The organism is Streptomyces chrestomyceticus JCM 4735 (assembly GCF_003865135.1).
Classification (GTDB): Bacteria; Actinomycetota; Actinomycetes; order Streptomycetales; family Streptomycetaceae; genus Streptomyces; species Streptomyces chrestomyceticus.
In genome coordinates, this window is the sequence record NZ_BHZC01000001.1 from 2,891,679 (window position 1) to 2,916,611 (window position 24,933).

The 24,933-nt window shown below is 71.7% G+C and carries 18 protein-coding genes and 1 pseudogene; 8 read left to right on the plus strand and 11 right to left on the minus strand.

The window, feature by feature from the left end; genetic code table 11:
* Window positions 1–236: 236 nt before the first annotated feature.
* The 5 genes and pseudogenes from ilvC to EJG53_RS11910 form a co-directional block, all read right to left on the minus strand.
* Window positions 237–1,235 carry a ketol-acid reductoisomerase gene (gene ilvC, locus EJG53_RS11885; RefSeq protein ID WP_125044817.1) on the minus strand — a complete coding sequence of 333 codons (999 nt, stop codon included), beginning with the start codon at window positions 1,233–1,235 and terminating at the stop codon, window positions 237–239.
* Window positions 1,236–1,385: 150 nt separating this feature from the next.
* Window positions 1,386–1,910 carry an acetolactate synthase small subunit gene (gene ilvN / locus EJG53_RS11890; protein WP_030018315.1) on the minus strand — a complete coding sequence of 175 codons (525 nt, stop codon included), beginning with the start codon at window positions 1,908–1,910 and terminating at the stop codon, window positions 1,386–1,388.
* Window positions 1,911–1,955: 45 nt separating this feature from the next.
* Window positions 1,956–3,820: pseudogene (locus EJG53_RS11895) on the minus strand (acetolactate synthase large subunit).
* 209 nt (window positions 3,821–4,029) lie between these two features.
* A complete protein-coding gene (locus tag EJG53_RS11905; RefSeq protein ID WP_174856398.1) occupies window positions 4,030–7,053 on the minus strand; it encodes a putative bifunctional diguanylate cyclase/phosphodiesterase in 3,024 nt (1,007 codons plus the stop codon).
* Between the two features lie 333 nt (window positions 7,054–7,386).
* A complete protein-coding gene (locus EJG53_RS11910) occupies window positions 7,387–8,349 on the minus strand; it encodes a 2-hydroxyacid dehydrogenase (RefSeq protein WP_125044820.1) in 963 nt (320 codons plus the stop codon).
* Between the two features lie 87 nt (window positions 8,350–8,436).
* Between EJG53_RS11910 and EJG53_RS11915 the strand changes: the two genes are divergently transcribed.
* The 3 genes from EJG53_RS11915 (at window position 8,437) to EJG53_RS11925 (ending at window position 11,144) form a co-directional block, all read left to right on the plus strand.
* Window positions 8,437–9,429 carry an aldo/keto reductase gene (locus EJG53_RS11915; RefSeq protein ID WP_125044821.1) on the plus strand — a complete coding sequence of 331 codons (993 nt, stop codon included), beginning with the start codon at window positions 8,437–8,439 and terminating at the stop codon, window positions 9,427–9,429.
* Window positions 9,430–9,638: 209 nt separating this feature from the next.
* Window positions 9,639–10,796 carry a PQQ-dependent sugar dehydrogenase gene (locus EJG53_RS11920; RefSeq protein ID WP_244955107.1) on the plus strand — a complete coding sequence of 386 codons (1,158 nt, stop codon included), beginning with the start codon at window positions 9,639–9,641 and terminating at the stop codon, window positions 10,794–10,796.
* Window positions 10,797–10,961: 165 nt separating this feature from the next.
* Complete coding sequence (locus EJG53_RS11925; RefSeq protein ID WP_125044823.1) at window positions 10,962–11,144, plus strand: DUF6191 domain-containing protein; 183 nt, start codon at window positions 10,962–10,964, stop codon at window positions 11,142–11,144.
* Window positions 11,145–11,227: 83 nt separating this feature from the next.
* On the opposite strand, the gene EJG53_RS11930 is transcribed toward EJG53_RS11925, so the two are convergent.
* The 4 genes from EJG53_RS11930 to EJG53_RS11945 all read right to left on the minus strand — a co-directional run bounded on the left by EJG53_RS11930 (window position 11,228) and on the right by EJG53_RS11945 (window position 18,074).
* On the minus strand, window positions 11,228–11,848 hold the full coding sequence (locus tag EJG53_RS11930) for a hypothetical protein (protein WP_125044824.1): 621 nt from the start codon (window positions 11,846–11,848) through the stop codon (window positions 11,228–11,230).
* Between the two features lie 212 nt (window positions 11,849–12,060).
* Window positions 12,061–14,310 carry an MMPL family transporter gene (locus EJG53_RS11935; RefSeq protein ID WP_125044825.1) on the minus strand — a complete coding sequence of 750 codons (2,250 nt, stop codon included), beginning with the start codon at window positions 14,308–14,310 and terminating at the stop codon, window positions 12,061–12,063.
* Window positions 14,311–14,555: 245 nt separating this feature from the next.
* Window positions 14,556–16,649, minus strand: coding sequence for a phosphocholine-specific phospholipase C (locus tag EJG53_RS11940; RefSeq protein ID WP_244955108.1), 2,094 nt, complete (start codon window positions 16,647–16,649; stop codon window positions 14,556–14,558).
* 222 nt (window positions 16,650–16,871) lie between these two features.
* Window positions 16,872–18,074 carry a helix-turn-helix transcriptional regulator gene (locus EJG53_RS11945; RefSeq protein ID WP_125044827.1) on the minus strand — a complete coding sequence of 401 codons (1,203 nt, stop codon included), beginning with the start codon at window positions 18,072–18,074 and terminating at the stop codon, window positions 16,872–16,874.
* 103 nt (window positions 18,075–18,177) lie between these two features.
* Here EJG53_RS11945 and EJG53_RS11950 point away from each other — a divergent pair, with 103 nt between their 5' ends.
* From EJG53_RS11950 to EJG53_RS11965, 4 genes are read left to right on the plus strand one after another with little or no spacing between them, the layout of a single operon-like run.
* Window positions 18,178–18,657 (plus strand): hypothetical protein, encoded by a 480-nt coding sequence (locus EJG53_RS11950; RefSeq protein WP_125044828.1) that lies wholly within the window; start codon window positions 18,178–18,180, stop codon window positions 18,655–18,657.
* A complete protein-coding gene (locus EJG53_RS11955) occupies window positions 18,654–18,929 on the plus strand; it encodes a DUF7848 domain-containing protein (protein ID WP_125044829.1) in 276 nt (91 codons plus the stop codon). The genes EJG53_RS11950 and EJG53_RS11955 overlap by 4 nt, the downstream gene beginning before the upstream one ends.
* On the plus strand, window positions 18,926–19,306 hold the full coding sequence (locus EJG53_RS11960) for a glycine-rich domain-containing protein (RefSeq protein WP_244955109.1): 381 nt from the start codon (window positions 18,926–18,928) through the stop codon (window positions 19,304–19,306). Before EJG53_RS11955 ends, EJG53_RS11960 begins: the two co-directional genes overlap by 4 nt.
* Window positions 19,307–19,337: 31 nt before the next feature.
* Window positions 19,338–19,580, plus strand: a complete 243-nt coding sequence (locus EJG53_RS11965) for a hypothetical protein (RefSeq protein WP_125044830.1) — start codon at window positions 19,338–19,340, stop codon at window positions 19,578–19,580.
* 42 nt (window positions 19,581–19,622) lie between these two features.
* Here the strand turns inward: EJG53_RS11965 and EJG53_RS11970 are convergent, their stop codons facing one another.
* Complete coding sequence (locus EJG53_RS11970) at window positions 19,623–21,257, minus strand: FAD-binding oxidoreductase (protein ID WP_125044831.1); 1,635 nt, start codon at window positions 21,255–21,257, stop codon at window positions 19,623–19,625.
* Between the two features lie 344 nt (window positions 21,258–21,601).
* Here EJG53_RS11970 and EJG53_RS11975 point away from each other — a divergent pair, with 344 nt between their 5' ends.
* Entirely contained in the window at window positions 21,602–23,350 is a 1,749-nt protein-coding gene (locus EJG53_RS11975; RefSeq protein WP_371858676.1) for a chitinase, read from the plus strand.
* A 57-nt stretch (window positions 23,351–23,407) separates the two neighbouring features.
* Here the strand turns inward: EJG53_RS11975 and gatB are convergent, their stop codons facing one another.
* Complete coding sequence (gene gatB / locus EJG53_RS11980) at window positions 23,408–24,916, minus strand: Asp-tRNA(Asn)/Glu-tRNA(Gln) amidotransferase subunit GatB (protein WP_125044832.1); 1,509 nt, start codon at window positions 24,914–24,916, stop codon at window positions 23,408–23,410.
* Window positions 24,917–24,933: the final 17 nt, after the last annotated feature.

The following is a 24,933-nucleotide window of genomic DNA, read 5'->3' on the forward strand; positions in this document are numbered from 1 at the left end:
ACGGCCGTCCCGACGGCCGAAGGCGGTGAAGGGGCAGCCGCGTGGAAGACGCACGACGCTGTGAGCCTGACGCGCTTGTGGTGTGCAGTGTAGTGCTGGCCCCCGGCCGTTCATCCGCCGTTTCGGAAGGATCACCCGGTAGTGGTGCGACGCGGTGGACAACACCGTGGCGGGGGCCGGGCGCCGGTCATGGCGAACGGGGCCGCGGCGGCTGCCACGGCCCCGTGCCGTACGGCTTACTGCTCGTCGTCGACCCAGCTCATCAGCTTGCGGAGCTTCTTGCCGGTGGTCTCCAGCAGGTGGTCCTCGTCGGCCTTCTTGTACTCGTTGTACTTGGGCAGGCCGGCGTTGTACTCCGCCATCCAGTTGTTCGCGAAGGTGCCGTCCTGGATCTCGGCGAGCACCTTCTTCATCTCGGCCTTGGTGGCGTCGTTGACGATCCGCGGGCCGGTGATGTAGTCGCCCCACTCGGCGGTCTCGGAGACCGACCAGCGCATCTTCTCCAGGCCGCCCTCGTACATGAGGTCCACGATCAGCTTCAGCTCGTGCAGGCACTCGAAGTAGGCGATCTCCGGCTGGTAGCCGGCCTCGACCAGGGTCTCGAAGCCCGCCTTGACCAGCGCCGAGGCACCGCCGCAGAGCACCGCCTGCTCACCGAAGAGGTCGGTCTCGGTCTCCTCGGTGAAGGTGGTCTTGATGACGCCGGCGCGGGTGCCGCCGATGGCCTTGGCGTACGACAGGGCCAGCGCGAAGGCGTTGCCGGAGGCGTCCTGCTCGACGGCCGCGATGCACGGCACGCCGCGGCCCTCCTCGTACTGGCGGCGCACCAGGTGGCCCGGGCCCTTGGGGGCGACCATGCACACGTCGACGTTCTCCGGCGGCTTGATGAAGCCGTAGCGGATGTTCAGGCCGTGGCCGAAGAACAGCGCGTCGCCGTCCTTGAGGTTGTCCTTGACGGACTCCTCGTAGACCTTCGCCTGGATCGGGTCCGGCACCAGGATCATGATGACGTCGGCCTCCGCCGCCGCCTCGGCCGGGCTGACCACGCGCAGCCCCTGCTCCTCGGCCTTGGACTTCGACTTCGAGCCCTCGTGCAGACCGACGCGGACGTCGACGCCGGAGTCACGCAGGGAGAGGGCGTGGGCGTGGCCCTGGCTGCCGTAGCCGAGAACCGCGACCTTGCGGCCCTGGATGATGGACAGGTCGGCGTTGTCGTCGTAGAACAGCTCGGCCACTTCGGGTATCTCCTTGGATCTAGCTGGTTGCCCGACACATTACGTCGGGCTCATGAGGAAGGTTTCGGGGGTCTCGCGATACGGTCCGGGCGGGCCCGGACGCCTGGTCCGGACGGGCCCGGACCCGTGGCCCGGGCGGGTGCGGCCGTCTCAGGCGGAGCGGTCCAGGGCCCGCAGCGAGCGGTCCGTGATGGAGCGGGCGCCGCGCCCTATGGCGATGGTGCCGGACTGCACCAACTCCTTGATGCCGAACGGCTCCAGCATCTTGAGCATCGCTTCGAGCTTGTCGCTGCTGCCGGTCGCCTCGATGGTCACCGCGTCCGGGGAGACGTCGACGGTCTTGGCGCGGAAGAGCTGGACGATCTCCACGATCTGCGAGCGGGTCTCGTTGTCGGCGCGCACCTTGGCCAGCACCAGTTCCCGCTGGACCGCGGCGCCGGGCTCCAGCTCGACGATCTTGAGCACGTTGACGAGCTTGTTGAGCTGCTTGGTGACCTGCTCCAGCGGGAGCGACTCGACGCTCACGACGATGGTGATGCGGGAGATGTCGGGGTGCTCGGTGACGCCCACGGCGAGCGAGTCGATGTTGAATCCGCGGCGGGAGAACAGCGCGGCGATCCGGGCCAGGATGCCGGGGGTGTTCTCCACCAGGACGGAGAGCGTGTGCTTGGACATGGTCGGTCTTCTCTCTTCTATCCGCGTGTCTCGCGTCCCGGCGTCTCAGTCTTCTTCGGTGTCGCCGAAGTCGGGGCGGACCCCGCGGGCCGCCATGACCTCGTCGTTGGAGGTGCCGGCCGCGACCATCGGCCAGACCTGGGCGTCCTCGTGGACGATGAAGTCCACCACCACCGGGCGGTCGTTGATCGCGTTCGCCTTGGCGATCACCGCGTCCAGCTCGGCCGGGTCCTCGCAGCGCATCGCGACGCAGCCCATCGCCTCGGCCAGCTTGACGAAGTCCGGCACGCGGGTGCCGGCGCCGGCCACCCCGTCCGTGGCGGCGCAGTCCTCGGGGCCACTGTGCAGGACGGTGTTCGAGTAGCGCTGGTTGTAGAACAGCGTCTGCCACTGGCGGACCATGCCCAGGGCGCCGTTGTTGATGATGGCGACCTTGATCGGGATGTTGTTCAGCGCGCAGGTGACCAGTTCCTGGTTGGTCATCTGGAAGCAGCCGTCACCGTCGATCGCCCAGACCGTACGGTCCGGCCGCCCGGCCTTGGCGCCCATGGCGGCCGGGACGGCGTAGCCCATCGTCCCGGCGCCGCCGGAGTTCAGCCAGGTGGACGGCGTGTCGTAGTCGATGAAGTGGGCGGCCCACATCTGGTGCTGGCCGACACCCGCCGCGTAGATGGTGCCCTCGGGAGCCAGCTCGCCCAGGCGCTGTATGACCTGCTGCGGGGCCAGGCTGCCGTTGTCCGGGTGGTCGTAGCCCAGCGGGTACGTCTCGCGCCAGCGGTCGAGGTCCTTCCACCAGGCGGTGTAGTCGCCGGTGTGGCCCGCCGCGTGCTCGGCCTGGAGGGCCACGATCAGGTCGGCGATGACCTCGCGGGCGTCGCCGACGATCGGCACGTCGGCCGCGCGGTTCTTGCCGATCTCGGCCGGGTCGATGTCGGCGTGCACGACCTTGGCGAACGGGGCGAAGGAGTCCAGCCTGCCGGTGACCCGGTCGTCGAAGCGGGCGCCCAGCGCGACGATCAGGTCGGCCTTCTGGAGGGCCGTGACGGCGGCGACCGCGCCGTGCATCCCGGGCATGCCGACGTGCTGCGGGTGGGTGTCGGGGAAGGAGCCGAGGGCCATCAGGGTGGTGGTGACGGGCGCGCCGGTCAGTTCGGCGAGCACCTTCAGTTCGGCGGTGGCGCCGGACTTCATCACGCCGCCGCCGACGTACAGGACCGGTCGGCGGGCCTCGGTGATCAGCTTGGCGGCCTCGCGGATCTGCTTGGCGTGCGGCTTGGTGACCGGGCGGTAGCCGGGCAGGTCGGTGTGCGGCGGCCAGGAGAAGGTGGTCTGTGCCTGGAGGGCGTCCTTGGCGATGTCCACCAGGACCGGTCCCGGGCGGCCGGTGGAGGCGATGTGGAACGCCTCGGCGATGGTGCGGGGGATCTCGGCCGCGTCGGTGACCAGGAAGTTGTGCTTGGTGATCGGCATCGTGATGCCGCAGATGTCCGCCTCCTGGAAGGCGTCGGTGCCGATCGCCTTGGAGGCGACCTGGCCGGTGATCGCGACCATCGGGACGGAGTCCATGTGGGCGTCGGCGATCGGGGTGACGAGGTTGGTGGCACCGGGTCCGGAGGTGGCCATGCAGACGCCGACCTTGCCGGTGGCCTGCGCGTAGCCGGTGGCGGCGTGGCCCGCGCCCTGCTCGTGGCGGACCAGGACGTGGCGGACCTTCGAGGAGTCCATCATCGGGTCGTACGCGGGGAGGATGGCGCCCCCGGAATGCCGAACACGGTGTCGGCCCCGACCTCTTCGAGCGAACGGATGAGGGACTGCGCGCCCGTGACGTGCTCCACGGCGGTCGCGGGTGCTCCGCCGGAGTTACGGGCCCGCGGCTGCGGATGGTGGGCCCCGGTGGCCTGCTCGGTCATCTGCGTCTCTTCTCGAAGCTGAGGGTTTTGGTGGGGTATGGGAGTGGCTGTGCAACAAAAAACCCCTCGTGCCAGGAGGCAAGCGAGGGGAGCGCGCCGGTGCGGAGCGCTGGGTTTTCTCAGGTGACCCAGCTTCAGCCGACGCGCTTTCCAAGTACGAGAATTCGGGTGCGCATGGAACTGACCCTCCCCCTGCCGCCAGGGGAGTGTCAAGTGGGTGGGACGGAGGTCTCACTATTTGGGCGCAGCGGAGGGCTGGCCAGCGCCGTCTCCGCCCCGTCCCGGCCGTCACCCGGCCCGAATCGCCTGGGCAGTTCGCCCAGCACCCGTCCGGGTGACACCGGTTCGCGCCCCTTCTTGACGTGGCGTACCGGCAGGCCCGTGCCGCTGAGCATCACCGCCCGGCCCTCGCTGCCCGGGCCCGGCACCGCGTAGCCGCCCTGGGTGAGCGCGTGGCGCAGCCGGTGCTCGTCCAGCGGCCCGGAGAAGGCCATGCCCTGGCCGTGCGTACAGCCCATGGAGCGCAGCGCGACGATCTGCTCGGGCAGGTCGACGCCGTCGGCGACGGACTGCATGCCGAGGTCGGAGGCGATCCGCAGCAGCCCCGAGGTGATCTTGTGCAGCCGGGCGGAGTCCACCACCCCGTCGACCAGGTCGCGGTCCAGCCGCAGCACGTCGACGGGCAGCCGCCGCAGCGCTCCGACGGCGGCCGCGCCGCTGCCGAAGCCGTCCAGGGCGATCCGTACCCCCAGGCGGCGCAGGGCCACCAGGCGGCGCTCCAGCTCCTCCAGCGGTATCCGCGGATCGGTGTCGGCCAGCTCCAGGACCAGCGAGCCGGACGGCAGGCCGTGCCGGGACAGCAGGGCCTCGATGCTCTTCGGCGGCAGCGCCCGGTCGAGCAGCCGGTGCGCGGAGATCCGGACGGCCACCGGGACCGGATGGCCCGCCCGGTGCCGGCCGGCGGCCTGCTGCACCGCCTCCTCCAACTGCCAGCGGCCCAGCTCGGCGGAGCGGTCGCCGTCCTCCTTGAGCCGGCCGCGGTCGCCGACCCGCAGGAACTCGGCGGGGGTGAAGAGTATGCCCTGGGCGGAGCGCCAGCGGGCCAGGGCGGCGACCGCCGTGATCCGGCCGCCGGCCAGTTCCACGACGGGCTGGTGCAGCAGCGCGAACTCGCCGTCGTGCAGGGCGGTGCGCAGCTTGGTGGCCAGCTCGGCGCGGCGCACCACGTCGGCCTGCATCTGGGGCGCGTACAGCTTGACGCAGCCCTTGCCGGCCTGTTTGGCGCGGTACATCGCCAGGTCGGCGTTGCGCATCAGGGGGCCGGGGGTGATGCCCGGCTCGGCGAAGGCGACACCGATGCTGGCGGCGACCCGTACGTCCCTGCCGTCGATCTTGTACGGGTCGGAGAGCCGGATGCGCAGCCGGTCGGCGACCTCCAGGATGCGGTGCTCGCGCGCCGCGTGGTCGCGGGAGCCGTCGCCCATGATCAGCGCGGCGAACTCGTCGCCGCCCAGCCGCGCGGCGGTGTCCCCGGCCCGTACGGATTCGGCCAGTCTGCGGGCGGCCTGGATCAGCAGCTCGTCCCCCGCCTGGTGGCCGATGGTGTCGTTCACCTGCTTGAAGCCGTCCAGGTCGATGTAGAGCACGGCGGTGCCCGGATCGGTGGCGCGGCGGCCGGTCAGCGCCTGGCTGACCCGTTCGGTGAACAGCGCCCGGTTGGGCAGGTCGGTGAGCGCGTCGTGCGAGGCGTTGTGCTGCAACTGGGCCTGGAGGCGGACGCGTTCGGTGACGTCGCGGGAGTTGAAGATGAGGCCGCCGTGGTGGCGGTTGACCGTGGACTCGACGTTGAGCCACTTCTCGCCGCCCGCGCGGTGTTCGCCCGCGCGGAAGCGGCACTCGATCCGGGTGGTCGGTTCGTCCTCGGGCCGGGCGGCGAGGAATCTGCGCACCTCGTGCACCACCCGCCCCAGGTCCTCGGGGTGGATGAGGGAGGCCAGCTCGGAGCCGACCAGTTCCTCCGCGTCCCGGCCGTAGACCCCCGCGGCGGCGGGGCTGACGTAGCGCAGTATCCCGGTCGGCGCGGCGATCATGATGACGTCGCTGGAGCCCTGCACCAGCGACCGGAAGTGGTTCTCCTTCTGGGCCAGTTCCTGCGTGAGGGTGATGTTGTCGAGCAGCATGATGCCCTGGCGGACGACCAGGGCGAGGACGACCGTGCAGCCGGTGAAGAGCACCACACGGTCGATGCGGCGGCCGTCCAGGACGTTGTACAGGATGCCCAGCGTGCAGACGGCGGCGGCCAGGTACGGGGTGAGCGCGGCCAGCGAACCGGCGATGGGCCGGGTGGCCGCCGCGGTGGCCGCCGAGGTGCCCGTGGCCGGCGGGGTACGGGGCGCGGCGCGCTCGGGAGCGGCGGCCGCGGTGTCGCCGCCGGGCAGCCGCCGGGCCACCCAGGGCGCGTACGTGAGCAGCATCGAGCCGGCGAACCAGCCGGCGTCCAGGATCTGCCCGGAGCGGTAGTGCTCGCGCAGCAGCGGCGAGCTGAACAGTGCGTCGCACAGCACCGTCAGGGCCAGCGCCGCGATGGCGGTGTTGATGGCCGAGCGGTGCGCCGAGGAGCGCTTGAAGTGCAGTGCGAGCACCATGCTCACCAGCACGATGTCCAGCAGCGGGTACGCCAGCGCGAGCGCGCCCTGCGGCACGCTCTGGCCCTGGAAGTGCGCGGTGTGCGCGAGCGCCAGGCTCCAGGAGAGCGTCAGCAGCGAGCCGCCGATCAGCCAGGCGTCCAGCCCCAGGCACACCCAGCCCGCCTTGGTCACGGGCCTCTTGGCGAGCACGAGCAGGCCGACGATGGCCGGTGGAGCGAAGAGCAGGAAGCAGAAGTCGGCGAGCGACGGGCTCGGCACCGGCTCGCGCAGCACGACCTCGTACCAGCCCCAGACGCCGTTGCCGATCCCCGCCATCGCGGAGGAGGCGGCGAACAGCAGCCAGGCGGGTCGAAACCGGCCGTGGTGCCTGCGGGAGTACAGGAAGCAGGAGACGGCCGCCGCGAAGGCGGCCACGCTGAGGCCGAAGTCGCCCATGAAGGACGCGAGTTCCGGAGAGCCCCAGCCCAGGGCGGCGCCCACGGCGTAACCGCCGCAGACGACCGCGAGCACGACCTGCGGTACCACGCCCGGTGCGCCGCCGGCCTGCACCGGCGGCCGGGTGAGGACCGCGCCCGTGGCGCTCACCGCCCTCTCCTCCCGCCCACCGCGCGACATCGTCGTGACCGGTGCGCGCACGGCGCCCGGCGTGCCCATGGACCCGGAGGTGTCCCCCCGGGGGATTGCGGAGTGCCTGTCCCGTGCGTCGTCCATCGGCCGTACATCGCCCGTCGCCCCCCTCGGTTCCGGTCTTTCGCGCTGCGCCGCATCACTGCCCGGCGCGGCCCCCGCTCGGACGATACACCAGGATCGTCACTCAGGGACATAGCCTCTCTACGCAGCGTGACTGTCAGTGGGATGCGGATACCCAGTGCAGTCGTACGGCCCCGTAGAGCTACCCGCAAGGGGTCCGGGAAGGTTTCACCCGGCCGTAGCCACGACGTTGCACAGGGGATCACCGGAGGCGAAACGTGTCAGCTGGTCCCTGACGAGGCGCTTGGCGCGGGGCAGGAAGGCAGAACTGGGGCCTCCGACATGGGGAGTGACGAGCACGCCGGGAGCGTGCCACAGCGGGTGCCCCGCGGGCAGCGGTTCCGGATCGGTGACGTCCAGCGCCGCCCGCAATCGCCCCGATTCGAGTTCGGTGAGAAGCGCCTCCGTGTTGACGACGGCACCGCGCGCCACGTTCACCAGCAGCGCGCCGTCCTTCATGCGCGCCAGGAAGTCACTGCCGACCAGGCCGCGGGTGGCGTCGGTGAGCGGCGTGGCGATGATCACGACGTCCGCCGCGGGCAGCACGGCGGGCAGTTCGGTGAGCGGAAGCACGGGCCCGCGCACGGTCTCACGTGCGGTGCGCGCAATGCGCGCCACCCGCGCACACTCGAAGGGTGTGAGCCGGTCCTCGATCGCACTGCCGATCGATCCGTACCCCACGATGACCACCGTCTTGTCGGCGAGGGCGGGCCGGAACCCGTTGAGCCACCGCCCCTCGTCCTGGCCCCGGACGAATTCCGGTATGCCGCGCAGCGAGGCGAGCGTCAGGGTGAGCGCCAGCTCGGCCGTGCTGGCGTCGTGCAGGCCGCGGGCGTTGCACAGCCGGGCCCCGGGAGGCAGCCGGTGCAGGGCGGGCAGCAGGTGCTCGACCCCGGCGGTCAGGGACTGCACGGCGCGCAGCCCCGTCATCTCCGTCAGCGGGCGTATGCACACCTGCGGATCCTTCATGTACGGGGCCACGTAGAAGGCGCAGCGGGCGGGGTCGGCGGGGAACTCCGGCCCGGCGTCCCAATGGACGTAGTCGAAGCGGTCCGGGAGTCCGCCGATCTCGTCGGCGGGGATCGGGAGCCATACGTCGTTCGCGGGGGTGCGCGGGTCTGCTGGTGCCATGGCCAGAGGCTATGCGATGCCCTCCGGGCTCAGACGTTAGTTTGGTCAGGCCCTTGACCGGGGGCGAGGGGATGGAGGCACGACCACGTGGAGCGCAGGACAATCGGGGCTACAGCGCTCGAAGTGGGTGCAATCGGACTCGGCTGTATGCCGATGAGCTGGGGGTACACCGAGTCGCAGCGCAACGGCGAGAGCTCGCTGCGCACCGTGCACACCGCGCTCGACCAGGGCTGCACCCTCCTCGACACCGCTGACATGTACGGGCCGTTCACCAATGAACTGCTGGTCGGCCGGGCCCTCAAGGAGCGCCGCGCGGAAGCCTTCGTGTCGACCAAGGTCGGGCTGCTGGTGGGCGAGCAGCACATCGTCGCCAACGGGCGGCCCGGCTACGTGAGACGGGCGTGCGACGCCTCGCTGCGCCGCCTCCAGACCGACTGCATCGACCTGTACCAACTGCACCGCACCGACCCCGAGGTACCGATCGAGGAGACCTGGGGCGCGATGGCCGGCCTGGTGGCCGCCGGGAAGGTGCGCGCGCTGGGGCTGTGCGCGGTGGGCGCGCGCGCCGGGCGCCGGCGGGGCACGCGGCTGTACGACGGGACGCTGCGGCAGTTGGAACGCATTCAGCAGGTGTTCCCGGTCAGCAGCGTGCAGGCCGAACTGTCGGTGTGGTCCAAGGAGGCACTGGAGACGCTGCTGCCGTGGTGCGTCACGCGCGGCGTCGGGTTCCTCGCGGCCATGCCGCTGGGAAACGGTTTCCTCACCGGCACGCTGACCCCTGGGCAGGGCTTCGAACCGGAGGACATACGGGCCCGGCACCCGCGCTTCACGGCCGAGATGATGGCCGCCAACCAGCCGGTGGTGGCCGGGCTGCGCCGGGTGGGCGCGCGGCACGGGGCCACGCCGGGGCAGGTGGCGCTGGCGTGGGTACTGGCGCAGGGGCCGCACGTCGTGCCCGTACCGGGGACCAAGAAGGAACGCTGGGCCGCCGAGAACGCGGCGGCGGCCGGGCTGACGCTGGACCGCCGGGACCTCGCGGAGATCGCCGCGCTGCCGCCGGCGCGGGGATCGTGGGACTAGCGAGCCCGACGGGTGGCGACCGGGCGGGGGTTGCAGGGGCCGAAGAGGAGGCCCCGGCCGGCCGGGCCGGAGCGGGGGCCTGGGACTGCAGGGCCGAGGCGGAGACCCGGGTAGGCCGCGCCGGAGTGGGGGCCTGACGTGGAGGGTGCGGTGTGGTGTCGTAAGGCGGGTTCCGTCGACGAGAGGACTTCGCCGTGCAACGACGCTCCGTGACCTCCGTGTTGGCCGCTGCCTCGCTGCTGCTGGCGGCGGGGTGCTCCTCCGGGGGCGCCCCCGGCCCGGCCGGCTCGCTCGCCGCTTCGTCCGCCCCGCCCGGCGCTTCCTCCCCGGGCGGCACCCCGGCCTCCCCGACCGCCTCCGCGCCGCCCGCCAAGGGGTCGGTGAAGGTCGTCAGCACCCTGACCACCGGTCTCACCTCACCCTGGGGAGTGGCCGCACTGCCCGGAGGTGACCTCCTGGTGTCCTCGCGGGACACCGGGAAGATCTTCCGGGTGGCGGCGGACGGCGGCCGCACGACCGAGCTGGGTACGGTGCCCGGGGTCGCTCCGGGCGGCGAGGGCGGGCTGCTGGGGATCGCCGTGGCGCCGTCGTTCGGCCGGTCCCCCCAGGTGTACGCGTACTTCACCACCGAGTCCGACAACCGCGTCGCCCGGCTGAACTACGACGCGAAGAAGCAGCCCGGCAGTCAACTGGGCGCCCCCGACACGGTCCTGAAGGGCATCCCCAAGGGGCAGATCCACAACGGCGGCCGGATCGCGTTCGGCCCGGACAAGATGCTCTACGCGGGCACCGGCGAGACCGGTGACACCGGCCTCGCCCAGGACCGGTCGTCGCTGGGCGGCAAGATCCTGCGCATGACACCGGACGGCGAGCCGGTGCACGGCAACCCGGACGCCGGCTCGGTGGTGTACTCGTACGGACACCGCAATGTGCAGGGCCTGGCCTGGGACGCCGAGGGGCGGCTGTGGGCCGCCGAGTTCGGGCAGAACACCTGGGACGAGCTGAACCTGATCGAGCCGGGCAAGAACTACGGCTGGCCCGAGGTCGAGGGCAAGGGCCGGGGCGACGCCCGGTTCGTGGACCCGGTGGCGCAGTGGAAGACGGCGGACGCCTCACCGAGCGGCATCGCGATCGCCGAGGGCTCGGTCTGGATGGCGGGGCTGCGCGGCGAACGGCTGTGGCGGATCCCGCTCGCCGGGCGGCAGGCGTCGGCGGCGCCGCAGGCGTTCCTCCAGGGCGAGTACGGGCGGCTGCGTACGGTCGTGGCCGCCCAGGACGGCGGGCTGTGGCTGGTCACCAGCAACACCGACGGGCGCGGGGAGCCGAAGCAGGGCGACGACCGGATCCTGCGGCTGGACGTGAGCTGAACGGGAGGAACCGGGACGGCAGGGGCAGGGGCGCACCGGCGGGCACGGATGCGTACAGCGGCCCAGGCGGGCACAGGTGCATACAGGCACGGCCAGAGCCGCCCGTTCCGCTTCGTTGGTGCCTACACTCGTCGTACGGAGCCGTTCGCGTCGTCAGGGGGCAGGATGTTCAACCTGGTGGAGGAACTGTTCGCGCCGGGACGCAAGCACACCGACGAGGAACGGCGCCGGCTGACCCTGGTGGTCACCGACACCGGCGACAGTGATCCCGGCAAGGGACCGATAGACCTGTCCTCGGGCAAGGTCACCGTCCGCCTGCCGGAGCAGGAACCGCCGCGGCGGCCCTGAGACGGCCCGGACCGGCAGTCCCCCGGGCGGCCGCGTACGGCCTGAGGTACTGCGCGGTTCGGGGCCGGTCGGCGCGTACGGCCTCAGGAACCGGGCGTTCCGGCGCCGGCCTTGGGCAGGGTGGGCATGCTCGCGAACAGGTCGAAGTACATGCCCGCGGAGACGATCAGCCCCAGTACGCCGAGGGCGAGTCCGCCCCAGGCCACGGCTCGCACCCAGGTCGGGCGGGGCCGCAGGAGGACCAGGCCGGCGACGACGACGGCGAGCAGCGCGAAGATGGCGTTGACGAGGGCGTGGGTGTGCCAGGGGGCGCCGTAGACGGTGCCGATCTGGTCGGTGGCCTTGCCGGTCTGCAGCTTGATCTGGCCGAGCAGCGTCTGGCGCTCGGCCAGTACGGTGCCGACCCAGGTGCCGGTGAGCGAGGCGAGACCCAGTCCCGCGGCGACGACGGAGCCGGCGCCGGACGCCACCGAACCGGTCGCGGTGGCGGCGGGCGCCGCGTCGGCGTCCGCGGTCTCCTCCCCGTCCGCCTCGTCCGCCCCGTGCTGCTCGTCGGCGCCCGCGTCGGCCGCGGCGCCGGACGGCTTCTTCCCTTCCGCCCCGGCGGCCTCGGACGCCCCGTCGGCCTCCGTCGTCCCGGTGGCCGCCTTGGCCTCGTCGGCCTTCGTGTCGTCGGTGCGCTCTTCGGTCTTGGTGGTGTCCATGGGCGCGACCGTAGGTGCCGCGTCTGAGAGACGTATGAGAATCCCCGGGGCGCAGGGGGAACCGGCCGTGACGGCGGACGCGAGAGCCGTACGGGGCGTGCGGAGCGGCGGGGTACGGACGTACGGACGGGCGGGGTACGAGGCGTACGGAGGCGGCTTGCCGAACGTACGACGACGGGCTGCGGGACGTACGGCGGCGGCCCGCCCGGCCGCTACTTCCGTACCAGCCCCTCGCCGCCCCGCCGCGGCCCCGGCACGGCAAGCGGAACCGCAACCGGAACCGTCGGCGCCCCGTCCGTACCCGGCCCGGCACCCGCCTCCCCCGGCGGCTCGATGCTGATCCGCGGCAGCCGCCGCTCCAGCCACCCCGGCAGCCACCAGTTCGCGCCGCCGAGCAGATGCATCAGGGCGGGGACGAGCAGGGTGCGCAGCACGAAGGCGTCCAGCGCGACGGCGGCGGCGAGGCCGATGCCGAACATCGCGATGATGCGGTCGCCGCTGAGCACGAACGCCGCGAACACCGCGATCATGATGACGGCCGCCGAGTTGATGACCCGGCCGGTCTCGGCGAGGCCGACGCGGACCGCGCGGCGGTTGTCGTGGGTCAGCCGCCATTCCTCATACATCCGGCTGACCAGGAAGACCTGGTAGTCCATGGACAGTCCGAAGAGGACCGAGACCATGATCACGGGCAGGAAGGGCTCGATCGGGCCCGCGCTGCCCAGCCCGAGCAGTTCGCTCCCCCACCCCCACTGGAAGATCGCGACCACGATCCCGAAGGAGGAGGCGACGGCCGCGATGTTCATCGCGGCGGCCTTCAGCGGTATGCCGATGCTGCGGAACGCGAGCAGCAGCAGGACGCAGCCCAGGCCGATGACGACGCCGACGAACAGCGGCAGCTTGCCGACGATCACGGAGGCGAAGTCGTCGTAGCTCGCCGTCACCCCGCCGACGTGGACCTTCATGCTGGTCCCCTCCCCGGCCTTCGGCAGGACGTCGGCGCGCAGCCGTTCCACCAGGTCGGAGGTCTGCCGGGACTGCGGGGAGCCGTCCGGTACGACCGTGATCACGCCCGTGCTGCCGCTGCCGTCGAACTCCGGCCCCTGGACCCGGGCCACGCCCGGTGTGCCGCGCAGTTCGTCCGGCAGCCGGTCGAAGGCGAGCCGGTCCTTGGCCCCGTCGAGGGCGCCGACCAGGGTCAGCGGCCCGTTGGAGCCCGGCCCGAAGCCCTCGCCGAGCAGGTCGTACGCCTGCCGGGTGGTGCTCGTCCCGGGGTTGTTGCCCTGGTCGGAGGTGCCCAGGTGCAGGGACAGGGTGGGCAGCGCGAGGATCAGCATGACGACGGCCGCGGCGGCGCCCAGCAGTTTGGGGTGGCGCTCCACGAAGCCGGACCACCACGCCGCGAAGCCGGCCGGCGGTTCCGGGCGGGGGCCGTCGGTGGCCAGTTGCCGCCGTTCGCGCCGGCTCAGCGCCCGCGGTCCGATGGCGCCGAGCAGGGCCGGGAGCAGGGTGACGGAAGCGGCGACGGTGAGGACGACGGTCAGCGAGGCGGCGATGGCGACGCCGTTGAGGAAGCCCAGCCGCAGGACGAGCATCCCGAGCAGGGCGATGCAGACGGTGGCCCCGGCGAAGACCACCGCGCGCCCCGACACGCTGACCGCGCGCTCGGCGGCCTCCTGCACGGTGAGGCCGGATTTCAGCCCTCTGCGGTGCCGGGTCACGATGAAAAGCGCGTAGTCGATGCCGACCCCGAGGCCGATGAGCATGCCCAGCATCGGGGCGAAGTCGGCCACCGTCATGGCGCGGCCGAGCAGGCTGATGCCCGCGGCGGCGGTGCCGACGCTCACCACCGCCGTGACGAGCGGCAGGAGGGTGGCGGCGAGCGAGCCGAAGGCGAGGAAGAGGACGACGGCGGCGGCGCCGAGTCCGATCAGTTCGGCGAGCTGGGACCCCGCAGTCTCGGTGACGGCGATGCCGGCGCCGCCCAGCTCCACCTGGAGTCCGTCGGCCGCGGCGGCCCTGGCGGTGTCCACCACGCGCTGGACCTGGGCCTTGTCCAGGTCCTCGGCGGGCGCGTCGAAGGCGAGGTCCGCGTAGGCGGTGTGCCCGTCCTGGCTGATCTGCCCGGCGCCCTGCGGCCCGTACGGGCTCTGTACGGAGGCGACGCCGGGCAGTCTCGCGATCTTGTCGAGGGTCTGCTGGAGGTCCTTCTGGACGGCGCCCGCGCGTACGGTGCCCGACTCCGTGTGCCACACGATCGTGTCGTGGTCCCCGGAACGGTCCGGGAAGGCCCGCTCCAGCAGGGCTCCGGCCTGCCCCGATTCCGTGCCGGGGACGTCGTAGTGGTCGGAGTAGGCGGAGCCGGCGGCTCCGGCGGCCGCGGTGGCTCCCGCGAAGGCGGCGAGCCAGAGCACGATCACGACGATGCGGCGCCGCAGGCACCACCGGGTCAGTGCGGTCATCAAGCTCTTCGTCTGCTTCCCGGGTCAGGCGCCGATGTCTCCCGGGGTCTACCCGTGGTGCCGAACGCGTAATGGAGGGGGAAGCACGGGACCACCGCCTGCCGACGAAGGGGCGGCGGGCCCGTACCTCTTGCAGAGTGACAGCAGGAAGAGATCCATTGACCCTTTTGTGGACTTCCCCACAACGGGAACGGGAAGCGGAACCCGGCCGATGACCGCGGACGGCCGGTTCCGCCCTTGTCCGGTCAGCCGGTGACCGACTCCTTCCCGTTCTCGATGTGCCCCATGAAGCGGCGGTGGAAGGACGCGTCCTGGGCGACGGACAGGTCCAGGTCGTACCAGCCGTGCGCCGGTGCCGCGGAGTGCGCGACGGTACGGGTGCTGCCGGCCCGCACCTTGATCTCGCGCACCTTGGCGTCGCCGTACGCCAGCGGCTTCAGAGTGAAGGTGAGATCGGTGCGTCCCTCGTTGACGAGCGTGAGGTGCAGCTCGCGCCGGTGCGCGTCCAGCCGGGTGCCGATCCGGACCGCGGCGGCCGCGCCGGCGGCCGTGCCCGCGTGCTCGCGCCGGAACCCGTTGGGACCCGTGAGGGTGAAGCGGTACGTGCCGTCCTTGACGGGCACCTCCCAGTCGGCCCGGCCCAGCACGTCACGGTGCTGCGGCGTGCCGTACTCCCCCGCGTACGGGTACAGCGCGAAGTGCGCGCTCTCCCGGCCCCCGTTGCGCACCGCGAGCCGGAAGCGTCCCGCCTGCGCGTCGTACGCGCCGTCCGCGTCGGGCTGGTACGGCAGCGGGCGCGCGGGCCGGGTGCCCGGCTCCTGGCGCGGCAGCCGCTGCTCGCGCGGCGGGCGCGGGGACCAGCGCCCGCTGAACGGCGGGATCGCGCCGGGCCCCTCCACGGCGGGCTGCCTGCGCCCGCGCGAGAAATCGAAAGCGGTGGTGAGATCGCCGCAGACGGTGCGCCGCCAGGCGCTGATGTTGGGCTCCCGTACGCCCGTCCAGCGCTCCAGGAAGCGGACGATCGAGGTGTGGTCGAAGACCTGCGAGCAGGCGTAACCGCCCACCGACCAGGGCGAGATCACCAGCATCGGTACGCGCATCCCGAGCCCGGTCGGCTTGCCGTCCCAGAACTCGCCCTCCGTGCCGGGCGGCGGCACCGGCGGCGGTACGTGGTCGAAAAAGCCGTCATTCTCGTCATATGTGAGGAAGAGGGCCGTTTGGCGCCACACGTCCGGGTTCTTCCCGAGGGCGTCGAGCACCTTGTAGACGATGGTGGCGCTGGCGACCGGCGAGGACGACCCGGGGTGCTCGGAGTCCGCAGCGGAGGGGACGATGTAGGACACCTCGGGCAGCTTGCCCGAGGCGACGTCGGCGGCGAAGGCGGTGGCCGTGGAGTCCGGCTCGCCACGGCGCAGCGCGCGCTCGAAGAGACTGCGGTCGGCGGCGCTGAGCGCCCGTACGCCCTCCTCCAGCAGTCCCTGCAAGCGCTTGCGCTCCGCTTCACCGGCCGCGGCGACCTTCCCGTAGAACGCGGTCATGTTCTGCACGCCGCCCACCTTGGCCAGCGCCTTCTTCATGACCGCCTTGAAGGTGGCGTAGAACTCCAGGTTGTTGTCGGTGAAGTTGTCCCACTCCTGGTAGACGCGCCAGCTCCGCCCGGCCTTCTCCAGGCGCTCCGCGTACGTGGGCCAGGTGTAGCCGGTGTGGGTGTCCTCCGCGTAGGCGTCGTTGCCCACCGCGCGCTTGCCGGAGCCCGGCTCGAAGCCGGTCCAGCCGCTGACCAGGTGGTTGCGGTTGGGGCTGGTGGAGGAGTGGATCGAGGAGTGGTACGCGTCGCAGACGGTGAAGGTGTCGGCCAGCTCGTAGTGCAGCGGTACGTCCTGGCGGTCGTAGTGGGCCATGGTGGCGGCCGTCTTCGCGGTGACCCAGTTGTCCATCCACCCGTCACGCCACGCCTTGGCGCCGCCGGCCCACTCGTGGTTGAGCGCCCCGATGTACTGGAGGTCCTTCTTCTGGGCCGCCGCGGCCTCCCGTACGGAGAACGGCAGCACGGTGCCGACGCCGAGCGCGCCCGGCTGCTCGAAGACGCTGCGGTCGCCGCCGGGCAACTGGACGGCGTTGCGGTCGGCGTAGCCGCGTACGCCGCGCAGCATGCCGAAGTAGTGGTCGAAGGAACGATTCTCCTGCATGAGCACGACAACGTGCCGGATGTCTCCGAGGCCGCCCCGCCCATGTCCGTGCCCGTGCCCGTGCCCGGCGGCGGCCGGCCCGGCGGCCAGCGCCTGCTGAAGCGACGGCGGCAGCAGCGAAGCGGCGGCAGCCGCCGCGCCAAGTCCCATGACCCGTCTGCGAGATACCTCGGATGCCACGCTCGACCTCCCAGTCGACTGCCCACGGTCGGGCAATGGTTCACACGCAGCCCATTGGCCGGTGCGAGCGGGACGGTAGTGGAGCGCGATGGCGGGCGACAGGTGCCGGGGTGACGTTTTCGAGAACAGATGGGTCCGGTTCCGGTTGCGGAGGCATGCGGCGGACGGGTCGTGCCCCGCCTCCTCCGGCACTCACGCAGCGCCGTCGAGCACCGCCCGGACTTCCGGCACGTCCCGGTGGCCCTCCAACCGTTCCAGCACGACGCGGACCCGTTCGGCCGTGCGGTCGCTGGTCACGGCCTCGCTCAGCGTGATGACTCGTTCCGCTGTCGCGGCCGCCTCTTCCGGTTCGTTGGCGTCGGCCAGAGCGACGGCCAGCCACGACAGGTACAGGGCCAGTTCCCGGGTGTGCGTCGCGTCGTACCGGCTGAGCACGTCCCGCAGCAGGGGGACCGCACGCAACGGCCGGCGCAGCTCCGTGTGGACCCGGCTTTCCATGACTTGCAGTTCCCCGGCGTCCACCCAGTACAGGTAAGCGGGTGACTCGGCTCCCGCGCTGTCCGCCGCCAGTGCTTCGCCGGCCTCTCCGAGCGCCCGCATGGCGGGCTGGGCCTCCCCTGCCCTGGTGTGGGCCCATGCCACCCGATCGAGGTACAGCGCGCGGGCTTTCGGGGGCGCCTCCGGCCATGCTCCTTCGAGGGCCGCCCGCGCGAGCCGGACCCCTTCGGCCTCCCTGCCGGTGTTGCTCAGTTGATAGGCCAGCGAGCCGGCGAGGTTTGCGGCCAGCGTCCGGTCGTCCGCCTGCATCGCCGCGCTCATCCCGAGCCGGTAGACGCGCTCCGCGTCCGCATGCTGCCCGGCGTCGCTGGCGATCCATCCCGCGATCTGCGCCAACTCCCCGATCTGCCCGAGGAGAGCACGCCCCACCTCTTCGGAGTGGCTGCCCTCCTTGTAGACCCGCACGGCGGCGCGGAGTTCCCGCAGAGCGGGACGGATCAAGTCGCCTCCGGCCAGCACGTCGTCGGCGAGCCTGAGCCCGTGCACACGCTCTTGCAGGTCACCCACCTCCCGCAGACCGACACGACGGCCCTCGCGAGCGCTGAGCGGGGCCAGCGGATCACTGTCGGGCAGGTAGTCCGCCAGCGTCGGCAAGGGCGGCTCATCGACCTCCCGCGGCTCCTTGAGCACGTCCTCGGACACTCCCAGGGCGGCAGCGATGAACGGCAGCCATTGGCGGGGCGTGCGCTTCCCCTTCTCCCAACGGCTGACCTCCTGGCGGCCGACCGGCCCGCCCATGACCCCGGCGCCCCGGCAGATCTCGTGCGCCAAGCGCTCCTGACTCCACCCACAACGGTCCCGCTCACGCCGGATGTTGGCCCCGATGCTGCTTCGCATGGAGCCAGTCTGGCCGACACCTGGCCTACACGGGGCCGCTGGTGGCCCCACCGGTCCGGCGTGAGGATCGTTCCACGAAGCACCGAGGGGACGGCGATGCACCATGGCCCACGACTGGGCGCCCACCACGGGAACGTACGCGGTGGATGCGACAAACGACAGGATCGGCGAGGTACGCAGGCTGCTCGAAGGGACCGTGTACCTCATCCCGCCCGGTGGCGGACGTGAATGGGCGGCGCGTCCCGACCAACTGCGCAAGCCCACCGGCGAGGAGCGCGTGCGGGCACTCACCTGGACGCGTCCGGTCGTCAGCCGGGCCCGCTCCACGCGCCACCGCGGCTACCCGGAACCGCCGGCGGTTCTCCCCGTACGGGCCCCGTCACCCGAACCGGTGCCGGTCCAGGACTGCAAGGTGTGCGCTCATGCTGCGGCATGGCGACGGGCGTACCGGACGGGAAAGGGCACCATGGACGGCTACACCAACCACTCGGCGGCCCTGGACTGTTCGCTGGAGATCCGTAACCACCCTCACGAGCCGCGTGTGATGGGCCTGCCGACCGCCGCACCGGCGCTACGCCCATGAGTCCCCGCAGCGTGATCCGCGCCGTGCAGCACGCCATCGGCACGCACCCGCAGAGCGAGATCACCGTATCGGCGTGCTGCCTGACCGGCGGATGCCCGTGGACGCTGTCGGCGACCGCCGACCTGAAGGCGGCCGACCTGGCGGCCATGGCCCACACGGGCCGTACGGGGCACCCGACGTTCGCCCGGACGTTCGAGGACGTGGCACTCGTACGCCGCCTGGAACTGAACGAGGGGCAGGCGGCGGTTCCGCCGCTCCCGGCACCCCGATGAGCCCCCGCTCCGGCCGCCCCCACCCTGGACAGGTCGAGCGGCGGGAGCGGGTCGACCCGTCACGCGTGCTGGACGAAGGGTGGCACGCGCTGATTCTGCACACGGCCCCGTATGCCAAGTTGTGCGAACGGCTTGGCCGGTTCGTGCACCACTACCCGGAGCGGCCGGATCCCGAGCGGCACGACCCGCACGCCCTGGCCCGAACGCCGGCCCTGGTCGAACAAGCCGGGCACAGCGTGGACACCGAGCTGTGGACGGGGCCGGCCACGTCTTTCGTACCGGTCGCGGCGAACTGTTTGCACACCCCGAAGCCAGGAGGCTGCGGCCCCATCAACCCCGGAGAGTGCGCGACACACGGCGGCGGCCAGAACAGCTAGGCTGCCGCACCCCGGCACTGAAGGTGGGCGCATGGACGCGGAAGCAGCCCGGCACGTGGATGTCACGCTGAGGCGACTGGGTATTCGTGGGGTCGTCGCGCCGGAGGAACCGGGGCGCACGGCAGGGGGATGGCGGGTGTACGACAGTCCCGATCACGGGACGCGCAAGGACATCACTCCTGAGGTACTGGCGGCGGTCGTCGCCCACTTCGGGCCGCCCGGAGCCGGTGGCGGTCCTGCCCGGGGCTTCGTCGTCCCGCCCGGCGGCAACTGACCGCCCGCACCCGGCCTGCCCGAAGGCCGGGTGCGGCTCAGGTCAGCGCGGCGGTCGGATGGACAAGGCGTGCCGGAACTCGTCGCGTGGGTCCCAGCGGGCCTTCACCCGCTGCAAGCGCGGGTAGTTGTGCTTGTAGTAGAGCGTGTGCCACGGGACGCCGGAGGTGTTCAGCTTGGGGTCGGCCAGGTCCCGGTCCGGGTAGTTGATGAAGGAGCCGTCGCTGACCTCGCCGGGCACGGGGACGCCGCCGGTGTCCGCGTACACGTCACGGTAGAAGGCGCGCAGCCAGGCCAACGGCTTCGCCCCGGCCGCCTCCTCGCCCTCCCAACTGGTCATGTAGACCGCCTTGAGGATCGAGTCCCGCTGGGCGACGGCGGTCGCGTCCGGTGCGACGGTGCTGACCTTTCCGCCGTACGAGACCAGCCACAGCGCCCCGGAGATGTTGTCCACCGCCGGGCCCGCCAGGTGCCGGTGGAGCGCGGTGAGCTGCCGCTCCGTGTAGCCCTTGCGCAGGTAGCCGCACTTGACCTTGTACGGGGCCGGTTCGGTTTCCTGTACGAGGGCGACCGCCGTCAGCCAGGGCCTGACCTCGTGGTGGACGGCCGGCTCGGCACCCGTCCCGCTGCCCACGGCGTCCACGTAGGCGCGCATCCGCCGCTCCGTGTCCGGCAGGGTGGCGTCCAGGTGGCCCACCAGGGAGAAGGTGCCGGAGTGGCGGTTGTTGAGCATCAGCACGCTGAACAGGTCCGCGTACGGGGAGTCCGGGGCGCTGTGGTGCTCGTGCCAGGTGCCGTGGTTGCGCACCAGGCGGGTGAAGGCGCGCTCGTCGACGTCCTTCCAGTTCCAGGTCGCGGAGAAGCTGAGGACGGACGCCGGGGCCTTGGGCAGCAGCCGGGTGGGGTCGTCGCCTTCGGCGGACGGGTCGCGGAACCAGTAGCGGGTGACGATGCCGAAGTTGCCGCCCCCGCCACCCGTGTGCGCCCACCACAGGTCGTGGTGGGGATCCTTGGGGTCGCGGGTGGCCACCACGCTGCGGGCCGTGCCGGAGCGGTCCACCACGACGACCTCGACGGCGTACAGGTGGTCCACGGACAGCCCGTACCGCCGCGAGAGGGTGCCGTACCCGCCGCCGAGGACGTGTCCCCCGACGCCGACCTCGGCGGTCGCGCCCGCCGGGATGGTCACGCCCCAGCCGAGGAACAGCGCGCGGTAGACCTCGCCGAGCAGGGCGCCGGGCTCGACGGCGAACGCCCGCCGGGCGGCGTCGTAGGAGACCGCGCGCATGGGCGAGGTGTCGATCAGGGCGCGGACGGACGGGTCGTCGACGAAGTTCTCGAAGCAGTGGCCGCCGCTGCGTACGGCGATGCGCCTGCCGTCGCGTACGGCCCGCTGGACCGCGGCGACGACCTGCTCGGTCGTGCTCACGACGTATACGTGGTCGGGCTTGCCCACGAAGCGGCCGTTGGAGCCGCGCCGGGTCAGGGAGGCGTAGCGCGGGTCGTCGGGGCCGAGGGTGACCGGACCGGTGCCGGTGCCGGGCGGGCGGGCCGTCGCTGCGGAGGCCGCGTCCGACAGGCCGGCCGCAGCCGCGAGGCCCGGCGCCGCGAGGCCCGCGGCCGTTCCCCCCAGCGCCGCCGCTCCCGCGAGCAGGCTCCGGCGCTTCACTTCACCCATGGTCGCGCTCCCCCGTAACTCTGGCGTCTCGGACGGTGGTTGATGTTGTCGCACCTCTCCACCATCGGGCCCGCCGGGCGGCAGATCATCGTCCACGGTGACCACCTACCCCCTAGGGAGGAAGATGTACGCCGCACGCCGCCTCCCCTCCCTCAGGAGGGCCCGTACGCGGCGCGCATCCTCCCTGAGAACGGTTCGCACCCACCGGCCGACGGCACCAACGCGCGCGGAAGTCTTCACGAACTCTTGACAACCGCATTGGTCTGGACCATTTTGTGCGCAACGCCTGCCCCGCCTCCGGGCCGGGCGGACGGCCCTTCCGGGCCCCGGACTTGGAGACAGCCATGCCGCACCCCCTCATGTCCCGCACCCCCCGCTCCCGGCACAGACGGTGGCTCACCACCGCCGTCACCGGGCTGGCCGCCGCCGCCCTCGCCGTCACCGGCACCGCGGCCGGCGCCTCGGCGGCCCCCCACGCCGCCGCCGGTGCCACCGCCGACGTCAACAACGCCAAGAACCCCGGCTTCGAGTCCGGGCTCTCCGGGTGGACCTGCTCCTCGGGGTCGGGCTCCACCGTGTCCTCCCCCGTGCACGGCGGCACCTCGGCCCTGAAGGCCACTCCGGCCGGCTCCGACCAGGCCAGATGCTCGCAGACGGTGGCCGTCAAGCCTGGGTCCACGTACACGCTGAGCGCGTACGTCCAGGGCTCGTACGTCTACCTCGGCGCCAGCGGCACCGGCACCACCGACGTGTCCACCTGGGCGCCCGGCGCCACCACCTGGCAGCAGCTCAAGACCACCTTCACCACCGGTCCCTCCACCACCTCGGTCACCGTCTACACCCACGGCTGGTACGGGCAGTCCGCCTACTTCGCGGACGACATCAGTGTCTTCGGGCCGGACGGCGGCGGTAACGGCGACCCGGGCGATCCGGTTCCCGACGCGCCCGCCGGGCTGACCGTCGGCGCGGTCACCTCGTCCTCCGTGGCACTCTCCTGGAGCCCGGCCAAGTACGCCACCGGCTACACCGTCTACCGCGACGGCGCCAAGGTCCAGTCGGTCACCGGCACGTCGGCCACCGTGACCGGCCTGAGCCCGTCCACCGCGTACCGCTTCCAGGTCGCCGCGACCAACGCGGCGGGCGAGTCCGCCAAGTCCGCCGAGGTCACCGCCACCACGTCCCCGGGCGGCGGCAACCCCGGCCCCTCGGTACCGAAGCACGCGGTCACCGGCTACTGGCAGAACTTCAACAACGGCGCGACCGTGCAGAAGATCAGCGATGTGTCCGACCAGTACGACATCATCGCGGTCTCGTTCGCCGACGCCACCACCACGCCCGGCGCGATCACCTTCAACCTCGACTCGGCGGGCCTGGGCGGCTACACGGTCGCGCAGTTCAAGGCCGACATCAAGGCGAAGCAGGCGGCCGGCAAGAACGTCATCCTGTCCGTCGGCGGTGAGAAGGGCACCATCTCCGTCAACGACTCCACCTCCGCGAACAACTTCGCCAACAGTGCTTACGCGCTGATGCAGGAGTACGGCTTCAACGGGGTCGACATCGACCTGGAGAACGGCATCAACCCGACCTACATGTCGCAGGCCCTGCGCTCGCTGTCCCAGAAGGCGGGCAGCAAGCTGGTCATCACCATGGCCCCGCAGACCATCGACATGCAGTCCACCCAGGGCGGCTACTTCAAGACCGCGCTGAACATCAAGGACATCCTCACCGTCGTCAACATGCAGTACTACAACAGCGGTTCGATGCTCGGCTGTGACGGCAAGGTCTACTCGCAGGGCACCGTGGACTTCCTCACCGCCCTGGCCTGCATCCAGCTCGAAGGCGGCCTCGACCCGTCCCAGGTGGGCATCGGTGTCCCGGCCTCCACCCGCGCCGCCGGCGGCGGCTACGTGTCGCCCAGCGTCGTCAACAGCGCGCTGGACTGCCTCACCAAGGGCACCGGCTGCGGCTCCTTCAAGCCCGCCAAGACCTACCCGTCCCTGCGCGGCGCCATGACCTGGTCCACCAACTGGGACGCGGCGACCGGCAACGCCTGGTCGAACGGCGTGGGCCCGCACGTACACAACCTGCCGTAGGGCAGCGAAAGGGGCGGCACACCACCGGTGTGCCGCCCCTTACCGCGTTACCGGACGTCAGCCCTCGACGCCCAGCTTCTCCAGGATCAACTCGCGGACGCGGGCCGCGTCGGCCTGGCCGCGGGTGGCCTTCATGACCGCGCCGACCAGCGCGCCGGCCGCCGCGACCTTGCCGCCGCGGATCTTGTCGGCGATGGCGGCGTTGGACTCGATCGCCTCGTCGACCGCCTTGCCCAGCGCGCCCTCGTCCGAGACGACCTTCAGGCCGCGCTTCTCGACGACGGTGTCCGGGCCGCCCTCGCCCGCGAGGACGCCCTCGATGGTCTGGCGGGCCAGCTTGTCGTTGAGGGAGCCCTCGGCGACCAGTGCCGCGACCCGCGCGACCTGCTCCGGGGTGATCGGCAGGGCGGCCAGCTCGACGCCGTCCTCGTTGGCACGGCGGGCCAGCTCGCCCATCCACCACTTGCGGGCGGCGGCGGAGTCCGCGCCGGCCTCGATGGTGGCGACGATCAGGTCCACGGCGCCCGCGTTCAGGATCGACTGCATGTCGTGCTCGGAGACGCCCCACTCCTCGCGCAGCCGGTTACGGCGGACGCGCGGCAGCTCGGGCAGGCCCTTGCGCAGTTCCTCGACCCACTCGCGGGACGGGGCCACCGGCACCAGGTCGGGCTCGGGGAAGTAGCGGTAGTCCTCCGCCTCCTCCTTGACCCGGCCGGGGGTGGTGGAGCCGTCCTCCTCGTGGAAGTGGCGGGTCTCCTGGATGATCGTGCCGCCCGAGGACAGCACGGCCGCGTGCCGCTGGATCTCGAAGCGCGCGGCGCGCTCGACCGACCGCAGCGAGTTGACGTTCTTCGTCTCCGAGCGGGTGCCGAACTTCTCGGTGCCCTTGGGGCGCAGCGACAGGTTCACGTCGCAGCGCATCTGGCCCATCTCCATGCGGGCCTCGGAGACGCCCAGCGCCTTGATCAGCTCGCGCAGCTCGGCGACGTACGCCTTGGCGACCTCGGGGGCACGCTCGCCCGCGCCCTGGATGGGCTTGGTGACGATCTCGATGAGCGGGATGCCGGCGCGGTTGTAGTCCAGGAGGGAGTGGGACGCGCCGTGGATACGGCCGGTGGCGCCGCCGACGTGCGTCGACTTGCCGGTGTCCTCCTCCATGTGGGCGCGCTCGATCTCCACGCGGAAGATCTCGCCGTCCTCGAGCTGGACGTCCAGGTACCCGTCGAAGGCGATGGGCTCGTCGTACTGCGACGTCTGGAAGTTCTTCGGCATGTCCGGATAGAAGTAATTCTTCCGGGCGAAACGGCACCACTCGGCGATCGAGCAGTTCAGCGCCAGGCCGATCTTGATGGCGGACTCGACGCCGACCGCGTTGACGACCGGCAGCGAGCCGGGCATGCCGAGGCAGGTGGGGCAGGTCTGCGAGTTGGCGTCGGCGCCCAGGGACGTCGAGCACCCGCAGAACATCTTGGTCTTGGTGCCGAGTTCGACGTGCACCTCAAGACCCATCACAGGGTCGTAGGTGGTCAGCGCGTCCTCGTACGACACCAGTTCAGTGACGGTCACGGAAAACTAACCTCTCA

What these genes read in the sequence shown, in the direction of transcription:
- ilvN (WP_030018315.1), bottom strand. Translation starts at nt 1,910, where the DNA reads ATGTCCAAGCACACGCTCTCCGTCCTGGTGGAGAACACCCCCGGCATC.
- EJG53_RS11910 (WP_125044820.1), bottom strand. Translation starts at nt 8,349, where the DNA reads ATGGCACCAGCAGACCCGCGCACCCCCGCGAACGACGTATGGCTCCCG.
- EJG53_RS11925 (WP_125044823.1), top strand. Translation starts at nt 10,962, where the DNA reads ATGTTCAACCTGGTGGAGGAACTGTTCGCGCCGGGACGCAAGCACACC.
- EJG53_RS11930 (WP_125044824.1), bottom strand. Translation starts at nt 11,848, where the DNA reads ATGGACACCACCAAGACCGAAGAGCGCACCGACGACACGAAGGCCGAC.
- EJG53_RS11935 (WP_125044825.1), bottom strand. Translation starts at nt 14,310, where the DNA reads ATGACCGCACTGACCCGGTGGTGCCTGCGGCGCCGCATCGTCGTGATC.
- EJG53_RS11940 (WP_244955108.1), bottom strand. Translation starts at nt 16,649, where the DNA reads ATGGGACTTGGCGCGGCGGCTGCCGCCGCTTCGCTGCTGCCGCCGTCG.
- EJG53_RS11945 (WP_125044827.1), bottom strand. Translation starts at nt 18,074, where the DNA reads ATGCGAAGCAGCATCGGGGCCAACATCCGGCGTGAGCGGGACCGTTGT.
- EJG53_RS11950 (WP_125044828.1), top strand. Translation starts at nt 18,178, where the DNA reads ATGGCCCACGACTGGGCGCCCACCACGGGAACGTACGCGGTGGATGCG.
- EJG53_RS11955 (WP_125044829.1), top strand. Translation starts at nt 18,654, where the DNA reads ATGAGTCCCCGCAGCGTGATCCGCGCCGTGCAGCACGCCATCGGCACG.
- EJG53_RS11960 (WP_244955109.1), top strand. Translation starts at nt 18,926, where the DNA reads ATGAGCCCCCGCTCCGGCCGCCCCCACCCTGGACAGGTCGAGCGGCGG.
- EJG53_RS11965 (WP_125044830.1), top strand. Translation starts at nt 19,338, where the DNA reads ATGGACGCGGAAGCAGCCCGGCACGTGGATGTCACGCTGAGGCGACTG.
- EJG53_RS11970 (WP_125044831.1), bottom strand. Translation starts at nt 21,257, where the DNA reads ATGGGTGAAGTGAAGCGCCGGAGCCTGCTCGCGGGAGCGGCGGCGCTG.
- EJG53_RS11975 (WP_371858676.1), top strand. Translation starts at nt 21,602, where the DNA reads ATGCCGCACCCCCTCATGTCCCGCACCCCCCGCTCCCGGCACAGACGG.